The following is a 19,359-nucleotide window of genomic DNA, read 5'->3' on the forward strand; positions in this document are numbered from 1 at the left end:
TCAGAGTATTCTTACTCACCCCCAGAATCTCCCTGGCATCCTTAGGGGTAACCCAGTTAGGTCTATAGGGGTCAAGGGCTACTGGCAAGCGGTCGAGCCTCTTTTTGTTCTTTTTACTTGCGATCGAATCCAAATCAAAACGTCTGACACCGTTGGAGGTAATTACAGCTTCTATCATTCCTTGCTCATGCCAGTACTCCAGGGTCTTGATAGTAATCCCTAGTTCCTTGCAAGTTGCCTTAGGAGTCCTTAATCTCATTGGTATTGCGTCCTTTGCGTTTACCCTCACCGTAGCAAACGCTCAACTGTTTGGGGGGGGGTAATTAAGTTGACTTAACCAATATCACGGCCACCCATTACCGGCAAGCGTCCCATCCGTGTCCTGGTATTTTTGATTTGAGAGCGATCGCGACAAAAAAGGAACTTCACCCGAATTACTCAAAGTCAACTTAATCCCCAGGGTGCTGCTGGCTGGCAGGGATTCGACACTCCCCGGTCGTTAAGGGCGCGGGGATTCTTCGCTCAACGATCCAACGTGGCTTTCCTGGCCGCAACCTACTGGCAGTACATGGACAATGCGCTGCGAATCAGCTGTCATCGACTTCTTTCTGGCGCATCCCAGAAGCGATGAGTTCCAAAGCCACTGCGATTCGATCGAGTACTGGGAGCATCTTCTTGGCCAAGGTTGATTCCACTCGATCAATCGACCCATCTATGTCAGCTAACTGCCTCTCAATTTCCTCTAGACGCGACCAGACGCTCTCGGAATGCTCTTTGAGACACCCAAGCTCATCTCCCAGATATTCGAGCCTACCATTGAGCATTTTGAAGGTTTCAGAGTCCTCTGGGAATTCGATAGTCTTGGTAGTAGAGCGGGGCATCTTAGTTTTCTCCGTTAATCGGGAACCATCCCAAGGTAACGAACCATCGACACTTTGCGACAATAACACAAACCAGGTAAAAGGGTGCGCGTATTATACACACCATTAACTAGGGTATTAATAGATTTATTTGCAAACTAATTCAAATTAACGTACTAAGGAAGCGATCGCGGGAAAAACCGATTTTCAACAAAATGCCTTGTTGAGATTAAAGAAAGAGTTTCCCTGTGATTTGTCACAGATTTTTGAGGGATCGAAGAAACAATCACAAGTAAAATCACAAGTAAGTGAAACATCAAAAGTATTGATGTATATATATTGTAGAGGTATTTTTCACTGTATCACTCGATCTATTTCGTTGTACCTCTCAATGGTTTTTACCACCCCATCTTATTGAGGATATAAGTCAATAAGTGAAATCAACTTGGATCTGCAATATTGATTGCTCGATTCGCCGCTTTTTAGGGGTTGTGAGACCCAAAAAAAACAAGTGGTAAATCCCGTGGATCTGACCCCATGTTTTGTGACAGCTTTTTGTGACAGAAATCTCAAGGCTCTTGTTGTACAAGGGATAGAGCGTGTTTTTGAGTTCAACAAAATCAGGATTAATGTGTGACAGAATTGTATTTATCACACTGTCCTCTACTCTTCCTGGTTCCGACCTGGTTGAGCAAGACGGGTCGATGATCCAAGAATCCCCTGGCTTATAGCCATGGGGAGTGTCAACTAGTTGCCTCATAGATCCAGTATGTTTACTGGCCTTTGAGGTAGAGCTAGGGAATCCTTCTTGCCAACACCACCTAACGGTTCGGTTGCTCTGAGGTGTGGGATGAAGCTTCCACCACCTGGACGAGGTGGGGGAATGCGTCGCATCATTGTTCAACGCGAACAGCTCCAGGCAATGACAGGTACAGCAAATTCCCTCTAACCCATACGGGCAAAAAGGAAGGCAGCGCAAAGCTAGGGATAGCAGTAAGGGATACCCTTCATGTTCCCGGCCAGCTAGCTAAATCCATATGCGAATACTGTTCGCATAAACACGACTGAAAGCTTAGTTCTTCCCGTCGGATGTCAGCCTTTGGAATTAACTATCGCGAACCCCGTCGGAGTAAACAAAGACTATTACTTGATCTAAGGGCACTTCGGGAGAATGAATAAGTGGAGAATGGATTTGCCCTGGAGGACAAGTATTGAGTACCACCTTTTTCCCCTCTTCGTTCTGATATCGTAGTTCCTCCACAAGATAAATCTGTGGTTCCAAAGAAATACGCTCAACCACGCATTGTACACTCTTCAGCTTTAACGGATCAGAGCCTATCTTCTTACTTGTGTTCTCAAAGCCAATGAATTCATCAGTTAAGAGAACCGAGCTGTTGTCGTGATCCTTGACTATCCGGTAGAGGCTCCCGGTTTTCTTGAATGAATCAAACCTTGGGTTGTCGCGATCATCCTGCGGTGTTGATACCTTGACAGGAGTCTGGGCATCCCCAAAACCCTTTGCGGTGGTTGGCTGAGTCTCTGGGGGTTTCTCTAGTACTGCCACTGAGTTAGTGGCAATCTCTGTACTTCTTTGCTCAACCATCCCAACTGATACAGGCTCGTGGTTAGCTTCCAAAATAGGATCAGGGAGAGGCGGAGGAAGAGCTACCTGTTCCGCGTACTGTTTTGACTCGACTACCATCTGAAAGTCTGACATTCCCGGCTCTGGATTCGAGGGAGGAGTGGATCCATTTCCATTGCCACCACTGCCGCCATTCCCTCCTTCGCCCTCAATATATTCAATGCCCGTGATTTCACCTTTATCGTTCCTGGAGAGCTGAACGAAGCCTTTCAACCCTGTACTTTTCTCTGTTACTCTTTCCAACTGTTCGACATACGCGATTGCTTCTTTCTTGTTGATGCCTTTTTTTCTGCCTCTGGTCTGAAACTTTCGGCGGATAGCAAGAAGGGTTGTGCATCCTTTTGTCTTGATGAACTCAAAGATGTCGTGAACCTTTCCCAGTAACCTGTCTTTGGTCTCTTTGAAGGATTCATTGCAGCCAGTGACAATTGTTTGTAGATGTCTTTCGTTGGCTATAAGGATGTTGGCAAAATAGATAGCCCGATCCATCGTCTCTTCTGTGACTAACAATTTGTCTTTCCCTTCATCACAGGCGCAGTCAAGGATATGTAAAGCCAAAGCTGTTCTGGCTAAATGACTGACCATTTTGGCTATCCATTGAGCAAAGGCTGGCTTGGTTTCTCTGTTCCTGTACTGCCAGGTTATGTATCGTTCTCTTTCTTTCTTGAATTTCTCCTTCGCCTGACGTGAAATTCGGCAAATAACATTGTCGGGAAACGATTCTACTTTTTTGTAGATGCTTAGTAGTACATCACTTACATCGACTGTTGTTTCATCCCATTTAAGCTTTTCGCTTAAGCTAGGCTCTTCTATCAAAATTTTTAGCAATCGAGACAACTCGCCATCCCTGTCTACATTAAAATCAGGGAAATTCTCTTTTAGTGATTTCGGCTGTATCCCAGCCAGTATATTGATTCTTTGGCCTTTGAAATCGTAGCATTTCGTTAAGTCTTGTCTGCGGACAGCCCCTTGTTTTCCATTCCCCCAAGCCGTCATTCTGTCTTTTTTTGATTTCCTTGAGTTGGTCTTGTATGCATCAAAATCAAAGACACTAGACGCCTCATCTCCATAATGAAGAACTCCAAAGCCTTTTGGTTGACGAGCAGTGTAGGAATCGAGAGCTTCTGGCGTCCCGTCCATGAAATAAAGTCTTTGGTTATGAATCAGTTTCTTGAGGTGATTGGGGTCTTCTTCTGTCCCCTTCCTCTCCCTCTTTTCATTTCGATCCAAAGACTGCCATTCCGGTTCAACCTCTTCTAGTTTTTCTTTCAAACGTGCCGTTTCCTCGTTGATATCCTCTTGCATTAACCGCAAAGGCTTCATTATTTTAGACATGATACGGGATTTCCCAATAGAGGATGCCCCGATTATCAGGTTGTAGAAAATCAAACGCTCGTGCCAGTCGTTTTTCAACTGAATACCTACATCCTTGGCTAGTGTTCCTGTTATTGACAGTAATGCTAAAGAGGCTGCCCCGTGGAGGTGCTTTTTATCTGTTAAGTTTATGGCCTTGGCTATTTTGGGATGGAAAATCTTGTAAACATCAACCTGCCTTTTTTTGCCAGATAGTAGCTCGTAAATCTCTGGCTCTATCTCGTTGATCTCGTGAGCAGACTCTAGCTTGTCAACGACCTTAAGATAAAGGCTTCTGATGTTCCTTGGTTGCTTCTTGAACTGACTAGCTATCTTAGACAGTTCAATGTCCAGGTCAAATCCGTCCAGGTCTTGGGTCGCCAAATCCATTAGCTGGGCTTTTAGGTCATCTGCATCCTGGCGTGGGTTTATTTGTTTGGCTGCAATCGCTCCTTGGTCAAACAGGTTCCCTTGTTCGGCAGCATTCGACCTTCCTACATCCTCCCTTTCTGGTCCGATCGCAGCCAAAATCTGTTCCTTGGTTGCCCCCTTTTCTACCCAGTCAACAATATCCTCCCCGCCAGCAGCAGGAAGGCGATTCCATGTTCCACGGTCTGGATCGGTGTAAGCCCACTGGCAAGGACCTATCACTTCCTGAACCTTTCTCATTAGTTCTACCCCTGGCTGATCCATATCGGGGAACAGGATTGTGTTGTGGCCATAGCCAATCAAGAATTCAAGTTGATAGGCATTAAACCCTGAAGTCCCTCCCTTGAAGGATATGGGGACTATGTCAAGACCTTTAATGGACTCTAGGACATCAGCACAGGATTCACCCTCTAATATTCCGATTTGCTTGCCCTGTTTTCTAGCCTCAACGGCTTTGTGGTAGTTGAGAACTACCCAATCTTCGTGGGTTAAATCTCCTAGCCCGTTAGTCCAATGGCCTTTACTTGTCATCCGAGACTGGAATATGCGCTTCCCATTTTCATCATCAATCCGCTTGACCTTAACTACTGGGTCGCCTTGTTTGTTGCGATAAACCCACTCACGAGTTTGGGGCTTCCGCTGTTTTTTCTTGGGAGCATTGGGGTCGTGCTTTAGATGGTCTTGATGGACAAAGAACATTCCAGGCTGAACTCCACCTACTTCCTTCATGGCAACGTAATCCCCTTCTTGATCCCCTTTTTGAATTCCAAGTTCTAAAGCTTTAGTGCAGACAATTTCAATTCTGTTACCGTCGTGCCCACAGGGTGCATCACCCTTCCGCCCATGTGGGGAGCAGATAGGGCATCGATCTTTTTTAGAAAAGGATTTCCAGCTTCTCATCACGCCACCTCCTGAGAAGTGGGGTTGACGTCTTGGCCAGTTTGCCAATTATTTTTCTTGTCTAGCTCTAAACTCTCTGAAACCGCAGTGGACAGCAGTTCGGCTGTGTCCTTGTCTGATAATTGCGGAGTTGTTTGGGCGTTTCCGGGGTTTTCTTTTTGGAATTTTTGGTATAACATTGAAATATCATTCCATTTTTTTGTGGGTTGTTTCTCACGACTCACATGTTTCGCGAGAGATAACCTTTTTACTTAGGTATCGCGTATAGCCTGATCAGAGTCACGAAAAAGCAATGATCAGCAACAACACAACTCAATCATCTGAAGTTAGTATTTTAGTTCAGATGTCACCCCCCGGTCTTTGTCAAGACGCGGGGAATTTTCGTTAAAGACTCAGTGTATTTAGTTGACCGTAAACATTGACTGAATCCGGGAACAGGGTGTTGCTCCTGTTCTCCTTTAAAATAAATAATAACGCAAATCCTGGAAAAATATCGCGAAACTTTTGATAAACGACGCGACGCACAATCCAGAGGCAGAAAAGACTTCAGGTTTTTCAACATATTCCATTTCTGTATTTATCTCTGGGTTATCAACCGCAACTAACAACAACGGTTCAATTAAAGCTTTACTAGCCAAGGGTTTTTGCAGAACTGTTATCTTTGGGCAGGCAAAAGATTCTCCACAAATTTCCTTTTTGTCGCGTTCGCGCAGCGTAGCCTTTTGGGCTAATGGTGATTCAGTCTGATTTGCCTGGTCGTGTTCCCTGGACATTAAGTTGACTTTTGAAACCAAAGTGAAAAGAAAGTCAACTTAATGTCCAGGGGTTACAGTGCGGGTGGAGTTGGCTTCTTAGAACTGGACTTCTATCGGGGCAGACCTTAAGGCAACTTAATGTCTAGGGTCTGCGATCACTCCCCCAACCAAAATCAACCACAGCTGCAATGCGACGGCCAGCTGATTTCAAGGTCAAGTCCTAATGCTTTGATCATCTTGTCCAAGGTTCGCTCTGGGATGCTTTTGTATCGACCATTCTCGATATGCCTCCAGTGAGACTGGTCTAATCCTGCTTTCCTGGAAGCTGCTGCTATAGTCAAGCCTAATTGCTCCCTTGCCTCTTTTATTACTCTGGGCAAGTCGTCGATTACTACCGACACAGTAATGGTTCTGTTGATTATCATGAGTTTTCGTTTTGGATTAGTCTCTTTATACTAACTCCTAGGACATGGAGTCCTCAAAGGGCATAAACCGACTAATGAAAAACTTTTCATAGACCCTTGACAACTTTTTATGACATCGTGTACTATAAATATATGGATGAAAAAGCGAGCACCTTAAATAAACCGGAAGTGCCCGCTTTAGTAGGCCAGAGTGAACTAGACCTAGATTAAGTATCTCTTATTTCTAGGTCGCCACAGCACCTAGACAAATCTATAGTTTTAGACCAATGAAGAACTCAAGGAATCTTGTAAGTAGTACGGATTTACTGCTACTAGGACGGGATGTGGCTTGTTTTTGGGGAACATGGTTGATTGTGTATCATCTGTGTCGATAAAAGCTAGCGGTAACGAGGGAGTAACGACATTTGGCTCCCCTACTCAAAGGCTTTTTCCTAACAATTGATGACTTATGTCGCCCTACATAACGCTTATGTACGCCCTACATAAGACTATGTCGCCCTACATAACGCTTATGTACGCCCTACATAAGCTCCAAGAAAACTTGATGCGATAAATGTGTTGAGTTAATCAAATGCACAAAGTTATTTATTAAAAAGTGCTATGGCCTGAGCCTCCGGTCATAAGAGTACTTAGGAAAAAACTTAAACCTTATGTAGGTCAGCGTCGGTCATAAGGATGCGTTATGACCGACGCTGACCTACATAAGGGTGCATTTAAGGGAAAAAATGCACGTACATGGCTGTCATATGCAGGTGTTGGCAAGTTTTATTCATTGCTGATTTTTGATCCATAGACAGATGAGCGTAAAGAATATTACAGCATACGCAGAAGCCAGTACTACGACTGTCCCGGTCATGGAAGTCGTTATGACCGGAACCTCCGGTCATAAAAAATTAGCTCTCATCAATGAGGTCTATCAGAATTTCTTCTTGTACAACCCCAAGAAGAAGATGACAAGAATTGAAGTCAGAGATAAGTTTGGCATTTCTCGTCAAGCTTTGTACGACTGGCAAGTAAATGTGATAGATCCAGTCCCTCATGATTATGCCGTCATAATAAGAGGTGAATTTTACACAAAGAATGGTTACAGACCAACAAAAACCATCAGAGGTCTTACTATTCACCAAGTGTTTGTTTTCTGGTTAATCTATCAAGTCATGAAGCTTGTGAACACCTACAAGCAAGCAATTCCTCTACTTGGGAGGCTATTAGAAGTGTTCACAAAAGAAGATTTTGATACTAGGTTTGAAGCCTGGAAAAGCAATTATTCAGTTTAGATCCACAGGAGAAAATAATGACTTTCATCACAATCGACGAAGCTATTGACCTTCTTTCTACTGGCCAAGGAATAAGTCACGATCAAGCGAAAGAGGCGGTATCAGATATATGCAAGCAGCACGGCATCAATCCTGAGGACAACAAGATTGACTACAATTTGGTGGTCAGTGCCAGCAAAGGATTCACTGCGGTAGATAAAGGGATAAACAAAGCCATCGCTTCCTCTAAGTCGGCGGAAAGCAAAGGAGGTGCTCTCTCTACTCAAGAAAGGAAAGATGAGGCCATGGTCTTTGTGCAGGAAGAGTTGCATTTGGCAGGGATTGATAATTTCCCAGTCCAAATTATGGCAACTCGTATCGATAACGCCATCATGGATGGGATTCAAGATGCTGACGCCACTGACTATGCTCGTCGCCAGGCTTTTCTGCAACGCACACGAGACAACAACACTCGTTTCTACAACGAAGTACTGGAAGTCGAACAGCAATCTCGCGAAGAAGCAAAAGAGGTTGCAGACGCCATAACTCACCAGGGGATTCAGTATCACTTCCAGCCTGTTGAGTCTAATGTCAGTCACTACACCTCTGTTCTAAAGCAACGAAGGCTCTCTCAAAGAACAGCTCAACAAAACCAAGCCAGCCTAGTGCAGAAAGCTGCCGAGGACAGAAAGACCAGCCAAGCGATCGCTAAGGCTACTTCGTTCCTAGATGACCTCGAAGCTGAGGTCGAAGCTGAGTTGGGTCAATAGTTCAATAGCCTGGGTCTTCCCAGGCATCTTTTGTATGTATCGAAAAGTTGGTTCAGGACAATGCCTAATAAGTATTATTTGATTTCACTAGCGCTTAGCTTTGCAGCTATCGGTCATGTAGCAAACTCTACGATCGCAAATGGTCAGAGAGATTCAGAGACAAAGAACAAAATAGCTGAGTCTAAAAAGCACTACGACATCAAGACGGCTCAAATGGAGCAAGAAAAGGCTTTCTCCGAAGCTAGGGTCAAAAATAAAGTGGGAAGTCCAGTCAAGAAGATCATATTGAATCATTATTACTACGATCCAGAGAACCCGACATTCCCAAAGGGTTTCAGCCTTGATTTCCTAAATAATGCGGGCAATAATTCTCCCGATGGCATTGCAACCATAGTGGACAAAAATTCCCCTGCGACATGCATCGGGGTTTCGGTTAAGTCAAAAATTCCAGGGAAAGACGGAGTCTTTTACTTTATTGGTTCCAAGAACCCAGCTTACGCTGCTTACGCTGAACAAATGTGTGGTATTCACGGGTAAGGTTATGGCACGAACTATTAGAAGAATAAACAATCCAGCCAAGGATAGATTGAGTTATCTAGAAAAAAGTGAAGCGGCTAACAGGATTACTCCCTTTGGGGCAAAGTTTATCGTCAATGCCAATAGGGTGATATTCAAGGGGATAGGTTCTATTGGGCTAGTTATCGTTACCACTGCTGAGAATCTGTTAAGTCCAAATGGATGCCTTTTTCTCGGAGGTGTTTGTGCAATCGCTGGGTTAGTCATCTCAACGGACACCTACTATCAGCAGATAACTGGAGTCCCTCTCCTTCCGTTCTTTGAGGAAACGTGGATAGATCCTGTTAGGTACAGGCAAGCTAGCTTTTGGTTCTCCTTTCAGTTTATTTTCTCTTCTCTAATGTCTTTGGTTGTGGACTGGATCCAATCACTGGCATTAGTAAGCAACTTGGTTCCACAAGCTAGCAAGCTAACAAAAACTCAGAAGATGATTGTCACTAGGATAGGGCTGTTTGCTTACGCAGTAGAGCTACTTTTTACCTTTAGCTCCCGTGGTATTGCAGGTCTGGATACCTATCGAAAAATATCTGTCTTCCTCTATAACCTAGGAAGCATCTTTGGAGCTGAAGCAGGGTTCGCATTGGCCGCAGTATCAAAAGAAAACTTGGAAAAAGCCGCAAGAGAAGCTAAGTCTGAAGAGTAGTCCCTAAAAATGATGGAGTCTAATCCGACTCCATCTCAATTTAATCCAATTACATCATGGAATCAATTATAGACCAATGTTTGACGACAACAAAAAATACCGCAGAGGAAAGCTTAACTCAGATCCAGATGTACACGAAGAAATCATAGACGTAGAAGCGTATCTAAACGATCGCATTAATTTTCTGGGCAAGAAAGCGGAGAAAGAACGGGGGTTTGGTGACACAGCAAAAACTATGGGTGGTGGAGTACTTCTTGTGTCATTTTTCTGTGCAACTGCTATTCCCGGTTCGCCTATAGTCATTGGAGCTTCATTGGCTGGATATTTAGTAGCTTTATATGGAGACTATTCGACAACTGGTCGCCTAAGATTTCTTCCAAGTAGAAGGACTTTCTTAAGTCTAAAATCAGAAGACGAAGAAAAAGACTTTATAGATTTAACGGCAGATTTTGAAGAAGATGTCTCTTATCTTCCTCGCCAAGAGAATGTTGAAGCTAGATTTATTAATAGATACTTTGAGGAAATATCTGAAAAGCTTAGTGAGATGCCAGTTCCAATCAGGGCAAAGACCTATAAAGCAATAATAGATAACGTATATAGCCGCAAAGCTCAATCAAAATATTACAAGTACTTTGAAGCTAGAAGCAGGCAAAAAGACCTAGCTGTTGAAACTGAAATTGATCAGATGAAGTCTGTTCAGGACACTTCTGCTGTTTTTACTCAAGCGCTACAACCTAGAAAGCAAATAAGGACTATCGAGGCTGACTTAGATCTAGAATGTCAGCTTTTTGAAAGCGACCCACAAGTTAGTCATCATCAAAAAACAGAAGATTTTGAATCTCCAACTAGTCAGACCCCTGTGTTTGTTGACAAAAGAAAGACCCAGGTCACTGGATATAATACGATAGCTAAGAAATGGCAGTTTTGTACTTTTACGATCGCAGGGCAAGGTGCTGGAAAAAGTGAACTGTACTATTGGCTAAGTAAATATTTAGCTGGCCAAGGCGTTCGGGTTTACTATCTTAACTTAGCCTCAAAAAAAGAAGATTTTGGACGAGATTGGGAAGGCCATGCTCAATGCGTAAGATGTGACCTCAGGAAACTAGACCCTAAAGGAGCGAAAGGAGTCATCTCAGATGTTTACCAGCTGATAAAGAATTACGATAGCTGCGAGGAAAAGAAAATGCTCATAATTGATGAAGCTAACGTTACATTCCTCAAGGTTCATCGATATGCAAAAGACCTGGGAGAAATGAGAGATTATCTTGCTGCTCTAATCGGAGACCTTGTATCTGCGGGAGGAAAAGGATTCGAGTCTATCCATGCCTTAGGTCAAGGATTGAAAGCTAGTACACTGTCTGACGGAATTTTCCCTCTCTTTAAGGCCATGCTTTTGAATTACATGACAGTGGCTCCGGGGAAAGAAGTTTACGCTGCCGATCGGAATCAAATGATAGGAGAAGATAACACAACCCGTCGAGACATTGTCAATAATTTTGGGAAAGACTGCGCTAATCCGCCTGTAGGAATTGAAGGAGGTCGTATATTGAACTATAACGGCACTTGGTACCCCACCGGAGGGAAAGCAGATCTAGGTTTCACTGATAGTGATTCAACCAGCGAAAAAGATCTATCAGCTAGTAGAACTTCATCAACAACGGCTCAAAAAAAAAGATCTCAGATAGAAGAACTGATAGCAGAACTAGAGGAAGACGGATATGATACCTTGTGGTCTTTTGCTGAAGCAATGGGAATGCCTTCTTCTGGCGCTAAGCGTAGATTGATTGAGATTATTTCTATTTACCTGGAAAGCAAAAGGCCAGATCTCGCTAGTCGCTTTGCTAGGGACAAGAAGAACCAGTTTTCTAGTTTTGATGGCCGATACTCCTACCCAGACAATAACGAGAAAGAGCTCAAGACTCGATTATTGACTAACTTTTGCTGTTGCCTATGCCAAAAAAGATCAGAAGATGTAGAGATCCACCGAACATCATACCTAGGAGCAGACGATCAGCCGGGGGAGAATATGTTCCCACTGTGTGAAGTTTGCCATAACGAAGCCCATGAGGCCGGTAACTGGAATTCAATACTTGATTCGATATGGTCTTCTCACCAAACTGAAGGTTTTACTAAAAGAATCAATTTAGGGTTGAATTTCTTAACTCAAAATATTGATTATTAACTAAAAATGAGGTCACATAGAATGGTATCAAAAAGGACAAGACTATTGCTGGCGCACGTTAAAGGTATCGGATTCTTGGTCTTAACTACTCCCATGATAACTTTGGGGCTACCTCAATCCATTAATAGCTTCTTTCCTGAAGCACACTTAGTGCCTAATTTCTTCGATCCCGATAAAGGTATTTTCCTTTGGAATGTAGTTAACTTATCTACAAGAGAAGGGCTAAAAGCTCTAGGCGCAATGTCAGCCTTAAAGGTTACCCAATGGTGCCTTTTGACGGCTCCTTTCGGAAAAATATTTTCCTGGTTGCCGTGGGAAAACAAGCAACGATTAATATTGGTGGGATTACTTTTATGCCTTTACGAGCTCCTTTTAATTGTATCCGTAACTTTCCCTACTGAGTTTGAGGTGTCAAGCTCAGCTATGGTTTTCTTTATTCTCCACTCTCTTCTTGTCATATGTATCCCCTGGATAATATATGGATTCATCTGTATTTCTGTTGACCTGTATAAAATATCTCTTCGATCGGCTAAAAGGAAGAATTCAGGCGCTTCCGGAATTCCCGACTAAGATATTCGACCAAAAATCCTAACCCCAAAAAATGAGCGATCGCTTCTGGTTCTAAAGGAGCGATCGCTATCAAAACAGTAACTAATTAAGCACACCTGCTTAGTAAATGACAACTGATCCAGGTATTAGCATGGCACAAAGCCTTGACATTCAACAACCTTTTTATCGTGACTTGAACAGTGAAATATCACTGAGAAATTATCAAGAAGAACTAGTCTTTGGTGTGTTTGAAGAGTGGAGGAGTGGTAAGCGGCGAGTGATGGTGCAGTTACCTACAGGTGGAGGCAAGACGGTCTGCATTGGAGCATTGGTTCAATACTTTGTGCAGCAGGGTCTCAAAGTCTTAGCAATCGCTCACCGCAAAGAGTTAATAACTCAACTAAGCGAAACACTCGAAAACATAACAAAATTGCCTATTGGCAAAATCAAAGCTGGCATTCCTCCAGCTCCTCACCACAATATTCAAGTGGCTTCAATCCAGACATTAATCCGAAGGCAGCCCTTCCCTGAAGCTGACTTATTAATAATTGATGAAGCCCATCATTCTGCATCAAAATCCTATACCGATGTGATGTCTGCGTACCCAAATGCATATATTGCGGGGTTCACCGCTACGCCTACGAGAACCGATGGCCATGGCTTCCTGCAAACCTACGATGCCCTAGTGAAGGGAGTGACGACAGCCTACTTAATTGAGCATGGACATCTCTCTCAGTTCAAAGTCTACGGTGGTGTGACTATTAACACCAAAGGACTGAAGTCTTCTGTTGGTGACTACCAGAAGGGAGCCTTAGAAAAGCGAGCCATGGCAGTAGTGGGGGATGTGGTACCAGCCTGGAGGAAATATGCAGAAGGGAAAAAGACCATAGTTTTTGCTGTTGGTGTCAAGCACTCGGAAGCGATCGCTAAAGCTTTCAACGAAGCAGGGGTGAAGGCTGAGCATCTTGATGCCAATACTTTGGACAAAGAGCGAGAGCAGGCTTTAGATCGCTTTAAGAACGGAGAGACGACTGTTTTGTCAAACTGTAACCTCTTTGGGGAAGGCTTCAACGTTCCCTCAATTGAGGCTGTTCAAATCTGCCGCCCTACTAAGTCAAAAATTGTCCATTTCCAACAAATTGGCCGGGCTTTGAGACCTGCCGAAGGAAAACCCCACGCCATCATCATTGACCACTCTGAAAACTGGCGGTACCACGGACTTCCTGACACCCACATCAATTGGTCTTTAGCGCCTATCTCTATTCCATCTAATGAATTTGCCACCAAATGCTCCTGCTGTGGCCACTGCTTCCTTCCATTTCCCCATGAGTTAAAAACTCCCGTTCGATTAGAAAAAGACGAGGACGGCAATTTAATCCCTGTCTACGGCATTACATGTCCCAGTTGTCTTACCAAACTCGACTACAGGAAAGGAGCAGGAATAGCACTGGAGCCAGATGGAAACATGGAAGAAGAGAGGATAGAGGGTAAGTTGATGGAAATTATTCTTGAAGCTAACCCCGAGTACACCAAAGAAATTGATGCAGCGATCGCGAAACAATTGGAAAAAGGCCACAAGCGCGGATGGGTCTTCCATCACCTGCTGCGGGATTTCAGCGGAACCCAATTTAGTGTTGGGGATTGGCGCTATGTCGCCCATCAGTTAGGTTATGACTTGGGCTGGGCAAACTATGCCTGGAGGGATTCCCAGGTTTTTGCTAGTAGCGAATTTTGAGCATCGTCTTTTTGTTATTTTTGCTGACGACGACGGAAAGATAAAGTATAATTTGAAAAGCGGGCGAGGGTCGTTGTCTCAAAACCCCTCACCCGCTGTGATTCCAAAAGAAATCACTGTACTAATGCCCTCTATTTTAAGATGAATACCACAGCGAACAACAGTGGTACAACAGTACCATCTGAACCCAAGCAACTGGTCGCGGTTAAGTGCAGAGTCCCTCTGGCTAGTATTAAGCAGTGGATTGAGTCCAAGGAAACCAAGAATTTCCTCCATGTGATCAAGCACCAAAATGGACTGCCTCTTACGCTGACCTGTGAAGATTTTTACTACTACGATAAGGGCTGCGGTGTACTGTACTTATACGATCACTCACAACTACACCTCACCTTCAAAGCTTGGCAGGATATAGTCTACAAGGAGTTACAGTTGGGTCTTGTTCCAGTAGATTTTGGCTCCGTGACAAATGAGCAGACCATCGAATGGCTCAAGAGTGAACGCACAAAGAAAGCAATCCAGGGAATTAAAGACCGTCACGGGGAAGGTGACCGAAACTACCTAGTCGGGACTCGCAATAAAGATACTGGGAAATTTCTACTACATCCTGAACTCATCCCTACCTTCAAGGCAGACTTTGGGATTGAGACTAAGCCTACTACTGAACCTGTTGTAACTCTTCCCACAGAAGTCACGTCACAAAAAATTACACCGCAGCATACCACATTGGTAACATCACAAACTTCTGTGGAACCTGAAGAATCAGCTCAAGTCACTTTTCTCCCAGAAGTTCCCGATAACTACCATCTGGTCAACGAAAAGTTACTGAAAGAAGAAATCCGTAGTTTGCGTGATCGCCTCTCTTGTGGAGAAATTACAGAAGCTGACATCATTACAGACGCAGTATTTCGTGGAAGGTTTAAGTCTGAAATTAGCAGGAGTCACAAGGGACTACTGAAAGAGATAGCCACCTCAGGGGAAAAAGCTTATATCTTCAACAGGAAGACTCAAACCTTGTGGTGTCACCCACGGTTAGCCGAAGCATTTTTGAATCCAGTCCCTGTTGATGAAGAGGAGATTCCTTTCATCCAGACGGAAGTAATTCCTCGGGAAGAGCGAAAAATAACAGAGGCAGACCTGACTGACCCGGACAATGTCGAGTTAAAGAATGCAGTCCTTGAAGCTACCGGGCTTTTGGAACCAGCAAAAAAGGAAATGGAAAGGCTGCATTCCATCGAGGAAAATTTGAAAGACCAGTTGCGTAGGGTCAATCAAAAGGATGCAGAAACAGGTGAATCCCCCTTGTCGTTAACTGGCTCAGCAGCTCCCGTTTCCGAGCCCACCTTTGTAAGGCTAAACGAGGTACTTCAACAGCACAGTCTGACTCGGGGACAGTTCCTTGATTTTGTAAAAAGTGACAAAGGTACAAAAAGTCAGTCAGCGATCGCGACAAATCTGGGAATCGAACCGAGTGATGTGGTGAACTGGATAGACCGGAACAATCCTTTTGTTTGCCAAGAGTACTGCAACACCTTCGTTGTATGGGCTGAGGCAGCAGCTAAGACCATACAACGAAGGTATTGGGATTTAGAAGACCTAACAGCAACCTTCTTCTTGTCAGACGGGGAATTCGAGCAGTTCAATGGCCTGAAATCATCAGTAGCGCTACGGAAGCAAATTATTGGGACTGAAGGAATTGAAGCAGTGGTTCACTACGGTGACAAGGCCAAGCTGCACCCCGACTACCGGAATGCCTTTGTTAAGTGGATCAAAGACCCTTGGCCTGACATGCCCGGACATTACCTATTGATTCAAGAGCACTTTGAGATTGCTTGGAGCAAGGCTGAGTACATAGAAAGCCACGAGGAGTTGCTAACCGAAATGGAACAGGAGGGAGAGCCTGGAGAGACCATACTAGCTCGTGCCCGTACCAGTAAACCTTCCATGGAACTAATTCAGGAGTTCACTGAGTATTGTGAGGCGGAAGCTGGTGAGACACTGGAAGCACTGACAAAAAAGGGAGCTTTTACTTACGGTTGGAAAGATGGCCTGTTCTGGTGTCACCCAAGACTTCACAAGCGTTTTGACAGGCAGTATGACCAGGCTGCGTCTATGAGTCTGCTGGAATCAGTCAAAGAGTGTAGCCAGGATTTGGGCAGATTCCTCAATTATCTTTCCACAGATGTCGCGATGGAAAAGGCTGAGTGGATTGCAGAGGGATGGGGGTTGGAAATGACAGAGGTCTTGGATTTATCTGATCCGGATGACCCAAGGGTTGATGGCCACCTGTTCGACTACTTCTTAATGATGGCCAGACGGGAGGACAACCCGCTCCCTGACTACATTCCTTACCACCAGGTTCTAAGAGATGCTGGAGTGACTTTTGAGGTGCTCCTTGGGTTTGAGTGTGATTTTCTCTCTAGGACTAAACTCAACCGGGAGGCAGAAAAATACGGACTAAGGGCTGATGACCTGATCAGAAGGAAGCAGACAGACACAGGAGAGGAGAGCGTCAAAGAATATCATCCAGCCTTTGTCAAGGTGTTCCGGGAGATTGTCTTAGGAGAAGGGGAAGAGGAGGATAGCCTGTCTAAAGTAGCCCGCCAGGAGGTAGCGAAGAAGGCGTCAGAACTCAACCCTCGTATGTTTGAATCAGCGACTGATGTTACCCTTCAAGCCAGGTCAGACTTAGTATCTCGGACGTTTGAGCGAGCGACTGATGTTACCCCCACGTTAGAACTCAAAACAGATACCCCCGATATCACTCTAGAGGTGTCCTCAGTGTCGGATGGGCCACCTGAACCTATCGACAAACTCGACAAAAAAGTAAACAGTAAGGATTACTTGTCGGTTCGGCAAATCTGCGAGGTGGTCAATGACCTGTTAAGGGATAAGGGCAGTTCGTTCCAGGCAAAAGCAAGGGACATCAACCAGGCATTAGTTGAACTTGGGTATCAGAAAAGGGAAGGACGGAAGTGGTCTGTACTCCCAGCAGGTCGGCATTTGCGCCGTGGAAACCAGTGGCTTAATACGGTATGTAATGAATTGGCTCAGCGTCTTTCTGTTATTTATCTGACCGCTAAGGAGTTACTAGAAAAAATCAAAACATCTCTGGGTTTGACAGATATTTCTGTCAACATGCTGAGCAAAGTGCTTGTTGAACTGGGGCTTCAGCAACGACTGGAATCGACTAGCGAGTCAGAAAAGACTTACAAATACTGGGGAATTGGACAGGGTGCGACCTCTGAAGACGGCACCGAGTTGGTAAAAGCGTGTGGCACTCGCCGAGTAGTTTACCACCCTGATTGCGTTGACCTACTAACCAATAAGGACAACCGACCAAGGTTCCAGAAGGGGAAAGTGGCAAAGAAGGCAAGGCAGAGTGACCATTTAGCCGACCGCTGCCTGGTCTTGTTGACCCTCGGGATGGTTTCCCTGTTTCCCTTCTCCGAAGTCATTTCCGAACCTGTTACTGAAGCCATTCCCGAGTCCGTCACTGACAGCTCTGAGGTTAGGATTGAAACCGTTGCTGCTGCTGCGGTTCAGCCACCTGCTTATAGCTCTGGGGTTAGGGACTTAGGACTAACTACAAAAGCAGACGTTACGATTAACCCCCACATCACCGGATGGGCTGTGCCGGGGGATTACAGCTTTCTAGATGCTTGCTTTTACGAAGCCATTCCCCTCCGTCTGTATAAAAACGATGTACTCAGGTGGATTAAGGAAGACTGGGATACGATCGCGACAATTATGGATGATTTACTATCCGGTGGTTATACCTGCGGAGAAGAGCATGACGGTGCTCCTTTCACTCTCTCTGACTGTGTTGGCTTTTGGGAGGTACCTTTTGAGCAAGATTGCAAATACGAGTCCATTATCATGCTTCCCATGTTTTTGCGTCGGTTTGAGGAATGGATGGGAGACACTCCAGTCCTACTCCATGACTATGATCAGAACCATCGAACCTCTTGGCGGAACGGCTCGGTACCTTACTACCCCACCGAAAACACTGGGGAGGTTTTTGATTGGTGGTTGGACGAAACAAAAGGACAGGCCAGGGTTCGTAAAGAGATGGAGAACGACCCAGAATGCGAGTTATCAGTAAACTATTACGAGCATTTCTGTACTTTTGATGCAGCAACCAATCAATTAATCCTGACTCGTGATCAACGAAAAGAGCTGGGGCTGGAATTTAACTTGGGAGACAAACCAAAAGACTCGTCACAACCTGAATCTGAACCAGTTGCAGAGGCTAGAACCACTGAACCAGTTGAAGCAGCAAAAGTGAATCCCGCAGATTTAACCGTGCAGGAATTACGGCAGCGACTAGCAAAAAAAAAGAAAACCCTAACGGTTCAACAGTGGTGGGACCTGTATATTAGCCAGTTCGCAGATGACAAAAAAACATTGAACGATATTAATGAAACCGTCGAGGATATGACCACGAAGGAGCTTGGTGAGTGGTTAGCAGAGGCAGAGCAAATGGAAATCGACGATATTGAGTTGGGGATAGTTGAGGAGCAGTTGAAATTCTCAGAATTAACAGGACTCCCTGGGTGTGAATCAATGGCAAAGGCCGTCTGTAGTGATAGCCTGGCTAACACCTTTCGTCTACAAACCTTAGGGGGATGGAAAGCTCTCAATGCCCACATATCTGTTGCTGGGATAAATGATGAGATAGCGACAGCCAAGTTAAAGTCTGAATTCACCCAGAAGACAACCGCTCCTGCCACTGAGAGCTATGCTCGGGTATTTTGCGACAAGAAAGCAATCGAAAACCTCACTTTTGAGACCGCAGAAGACTGGAGGATTGCGGTCGATAACATAGCTTACAAACTTGACGCGATCGCTTAATCACATTAGAGCACATTACCTTTCTTCAATTCATTGCACTCCAAACTCCGGCATTCGCTGGGGTTTTCTTTGCCCAACCATCAAGGAAACTCTGAAAAAATTTTGATTTCTGTTATGTTGTCACTGGCATACCCCAGTACGAATTAAGCAAACTTCGGTAACGTTCAATTCCTTGTTAAGCAGGTGCACAAAATTAATTACACATTTGCCAAAACTCAAAACCTTACGATGTAACGGGTACAGAGATTGGTAGTAAGAAATTAATTTTGTTTAGGTGCTTAATTAAGCAATTGGGATATTCAGGGTGTAATTTGTCAGGAACGATTGCCTCAATTGTGGAAAAGCCATCGAGGAAAATGTGAGAAATTCCGTTATGAAAATCGTCTCTCCGCATTACACCATTAAGGAAATTGTGAGGTACTAATATATGAAT

At 44.6% G+C, this 19,359-nt stretch carries 15 protein-coding genes; 9 read left to right on the top strand and 6 right to left on the bottom strand.

The genetic code is table 11. The features are described from left to right. Together F6K49_RS18035 and F6K49_RS18040 are read right to left on the bottom strand one after the other, a co-directional pair. Nucleotides 1-259: MerR family DNA-binding transcriptional regulator (locus tag F6K49_RS18035; protein WP_293098741.1), on the bottom strand; the 259-nt coding region annotated here is incomplete at its 3' end. A gap of 328 nt (nucleotides 260-587) precedes the next feature. Next, the gene (locus F6K49_RS18040) at nucleotides 588-944 is read right to left on the bottom strand and encodes a hypothetical protein (RefSeq protein WP_293098745.1); all 357 of its coding nucleotides are present in this window, start codon (nucleotides 942-944) and stop codon (nucleotides 588-590) included. A 724-nt stretch (nucleotides 945-1,668) separates the two neighbouring features. Between F6K49_RS18040 and F6K49_RS18045 the strand changes: the two genes are divergently transcribed. Beyond that, the gene (locus F6K49_RS18045; RefSeq protein ID WP_293066894.1) at nucleotides 1,669-1,809 is read left to right on the top strand and encodes a hypothetical protein; all 141 of its coding nucleotides are present in this window, start codon (nucleotides 1,669-1,671) and stop codon (nucleotides 1,807-1,809) included. Between the two features lie 156 nt (nucleotides 1,810-1,965). Here the strand turns inward: F6K49_RS18045 and F6K49_RS18050 are convergent, their stop codons facing one another. From F6K49_RS18050 to F6K49_RS18065, 4 genes are all read right to left on the bottom strand, one after another. Then, a complete protein-coding gene (locus F6K49_RS18050) occupies nucleotides 1,966-5,232 on the bottom strand; it encodes a DUF3987 domain-containing protein (RefSeq protein WP_293098749.1) in 3,267 nt (1,088 codons plus the stop codon). Continuing rightward, complete coding sequence (locus tag F6K49_RS18055) at nucleotides 5,184-5,408, bottom strand: hypothetical protein (RefSeq protein WP_293098752.1); 225 nt, start codon at nucleotides 5,406-5,408, stop codon at nucleotides 5,184-5,186. The genes F6K49_RS18050 and F6K49_RS18055 overlap by 49 nt, the downstream gene beginning before the upstream one ends. 234 nt (nucleotides 5,409-5,642) lie before the next feature. Beyond that, the gene (locus F6K49_RS18060; RefSeq protein ID WP_293098755.1) at nucleotides 5,643-5,957 is read right to left on the bottom strand and encodes a hypothetical protein; all 315 of its coding nucleotides are present in this window, start codon (nucleotides 5,955-5,957) and stop codon (nucleotides 5,643-5,645) included. A 155-nt stretch (nucleotides 5,958-6,112) separates the two neighbouring features. Beyond that, entirely contained in the window at nucleotides 6,113-6,364 is a 252-nt protein-coding gene (locus tag F6K49_RS18065) for a helix-turn-helix transcriptional regulator (RefSeq protein ID WP_293066886.1), read from the bottom strand. A gap of 797 nt (nucleotides 6,365-7,161) precedes the next feature. On the opposite strand from F6K49_RS18065, the gene F6K49_RS18070 reads away from it, so the two are divergent. The 8 genes from F6K49_RS18070 (at nucleotide 7,162) to F6K49_RS18105 (ending at nucleotide 18,926) form a co-directional block, all read left to right on the top strand. Continuing rightward, complete coding sequence (locus tag F6K49_RS18070) at nucleotides 7,162-7,641, top strand: hypothetical protein (RefSeq protein WP_293098758.1); 480 nt, start codon at nucleotides 7,162-7,164, stop codon at nucleotides 7,639-7,641. Nucleotides 7,642-7,658: 17 nt separating this feature from the next. Continuing rightward, nucleotides 7,659-8,390: a hypothetical protein gene (locus F6K49_RS18075; RefSeq protein ID WP_293023790.1), complete on the top strand. Its 732-nt coding sequence runs from the start codon at nucleotides 7,659-7,661 to the stop codon at nucleotides 8,388-8,390. A 60-nt stretch (nucleotides 8,391-8,450) separates the two neighbouring features. Further along, nucleotides 8,451-8,927 carry a hypothetical protein gene (locus F6K49_RS18080; protein ID WP_293023792.1) on the top strand — a complete coding sequence of 159 codons (477 nt, stop codon included), beginning with the start codon at nucleotides 8,451-8,453 and terminating at the stop codon, nucleotides 8,925-8,927. Continuing rightward, the gene (locus F6K49_RS18085) at nucleotides 8,866-9,609 is read left to right on the top strand and encodes a hypothetical protein (protein ID WP_293098761.1); all 744 of its coding nucleotides are present in this window, start codon (nucleotides 8,866-8,868) and stop codon (nucleotides 9,607-9,609) included. Before F6K49_RS18080 ends, F6K49_RS18085 begins: the two co-directional genes overlap by 62 nt. A gap of 76 nt (nucleotides 9,610-9,685) precedes the next feature. Continuing rightward, nucleotides 9,686-11,791: a hypothetical protein gene (locus tag F6K49_RS18090; protein ID WP_293098764.1), complete on the top strand. Its 2,106-nt coding sequence runs from the start codon at nucleotides 9,686-9,688 to the stop codon at nucleotides 11,789-11,791. A gap of 45 nt (nucleotides 11,792-11,836) precedes the next feature. Continuing rightward, nucleotides 11,837-12,361: a hypothetical protein gene (locus F6K49_RS18095; protein ID WP_293098767.1), complete on the top strand. Its 525-nt coding sequence runs from the start codon at nucleotides 11,837-11,839 to the stop codon at nucleotides 12,359-12,361. Between the two features lie 106 nt (nucleotides 12,362-12,467). Next, complete coding sequence (locus F6K49_RS18100) at nucleotides 12,468-14,075, top strand: DEAD/DEAH box helicase (protein WP_293098770.1); 1,608 nt, start codon at nucleotides 12,468-12,470, stop codon at nucleotides 14,073-14,075. Nucleotides 14,076-14,216: 141 nt separating this feature from the next. Next, complete coding sequence (locus tag F6K49_RS18105; RefSeq protein WP_293098773.1) at nucleotides 14,217-18,926, top strand: hypothetical protein; 4,710 nt, start codon at nucleotides 14,217-14,219, stop codon at nucleotides 18,924-18,926. Nucleotides 18,927-19,359: the final 433 nt, after the last annotated feature.

Source organism: Moorena sp. SIO3I6, assembly GCF_010672095.1.

Coding starts and splice junctions, on each gene's coding strand:
- F6K49_RS18060 (WP_293098755.1), bottom strand. CDS start 5,957: ATGTCCAGGGAACACGACCAGGCAAATCAGACTGAATCACCATTAGCC.
- F6K49_RS18070 (WP_293098758.1), top strand. CDS start 7,162: ATGAGCGTAAAGAATATTACAGCATACGCAGAAGCCAGTACTACGACT.
- F6K49_RS18105 (WP_293098773.1), top strand. CDS start 14,217: ATGAATACCACAGCGAACAACAGTGGTACAACAGTACCATCTGAACCC.
- F6K49_RS18100 (WP_293098770.1), top strand. CDS start 12,468: ATGACAACTGATCCAGGTATTAGCATGGCACAAAGCCTTGACATTCAA.
- F6K49_RS18090 (WP_293098764.1), top strand. CDS start 9,686: ATGTTTGACGACAACAAAAAATACCGCAGAGGAAAGCTTAACTCAGAT.
- F6K49_RS18080 (WP_293023792.1), top strand. CDS start 8,451: ATGCCTAATAAGTATTATTTGATTTCACTAGCGCTTAGCTTTGCAGCT.
- F6K49_RS18075 (WP_293023790.1), top strand. CDS start 7,659: ATGACTTTCATCACAATCGACGAAGCTATTGACCTTCTTTCTACTGGC.
- F6K49_RS18065 (WP_293066886.1), bottom strand. CDS start 6,364: ATGATAATCAACAGAACCATTACTGTGTCGGTAGTAATCGACGACTTG.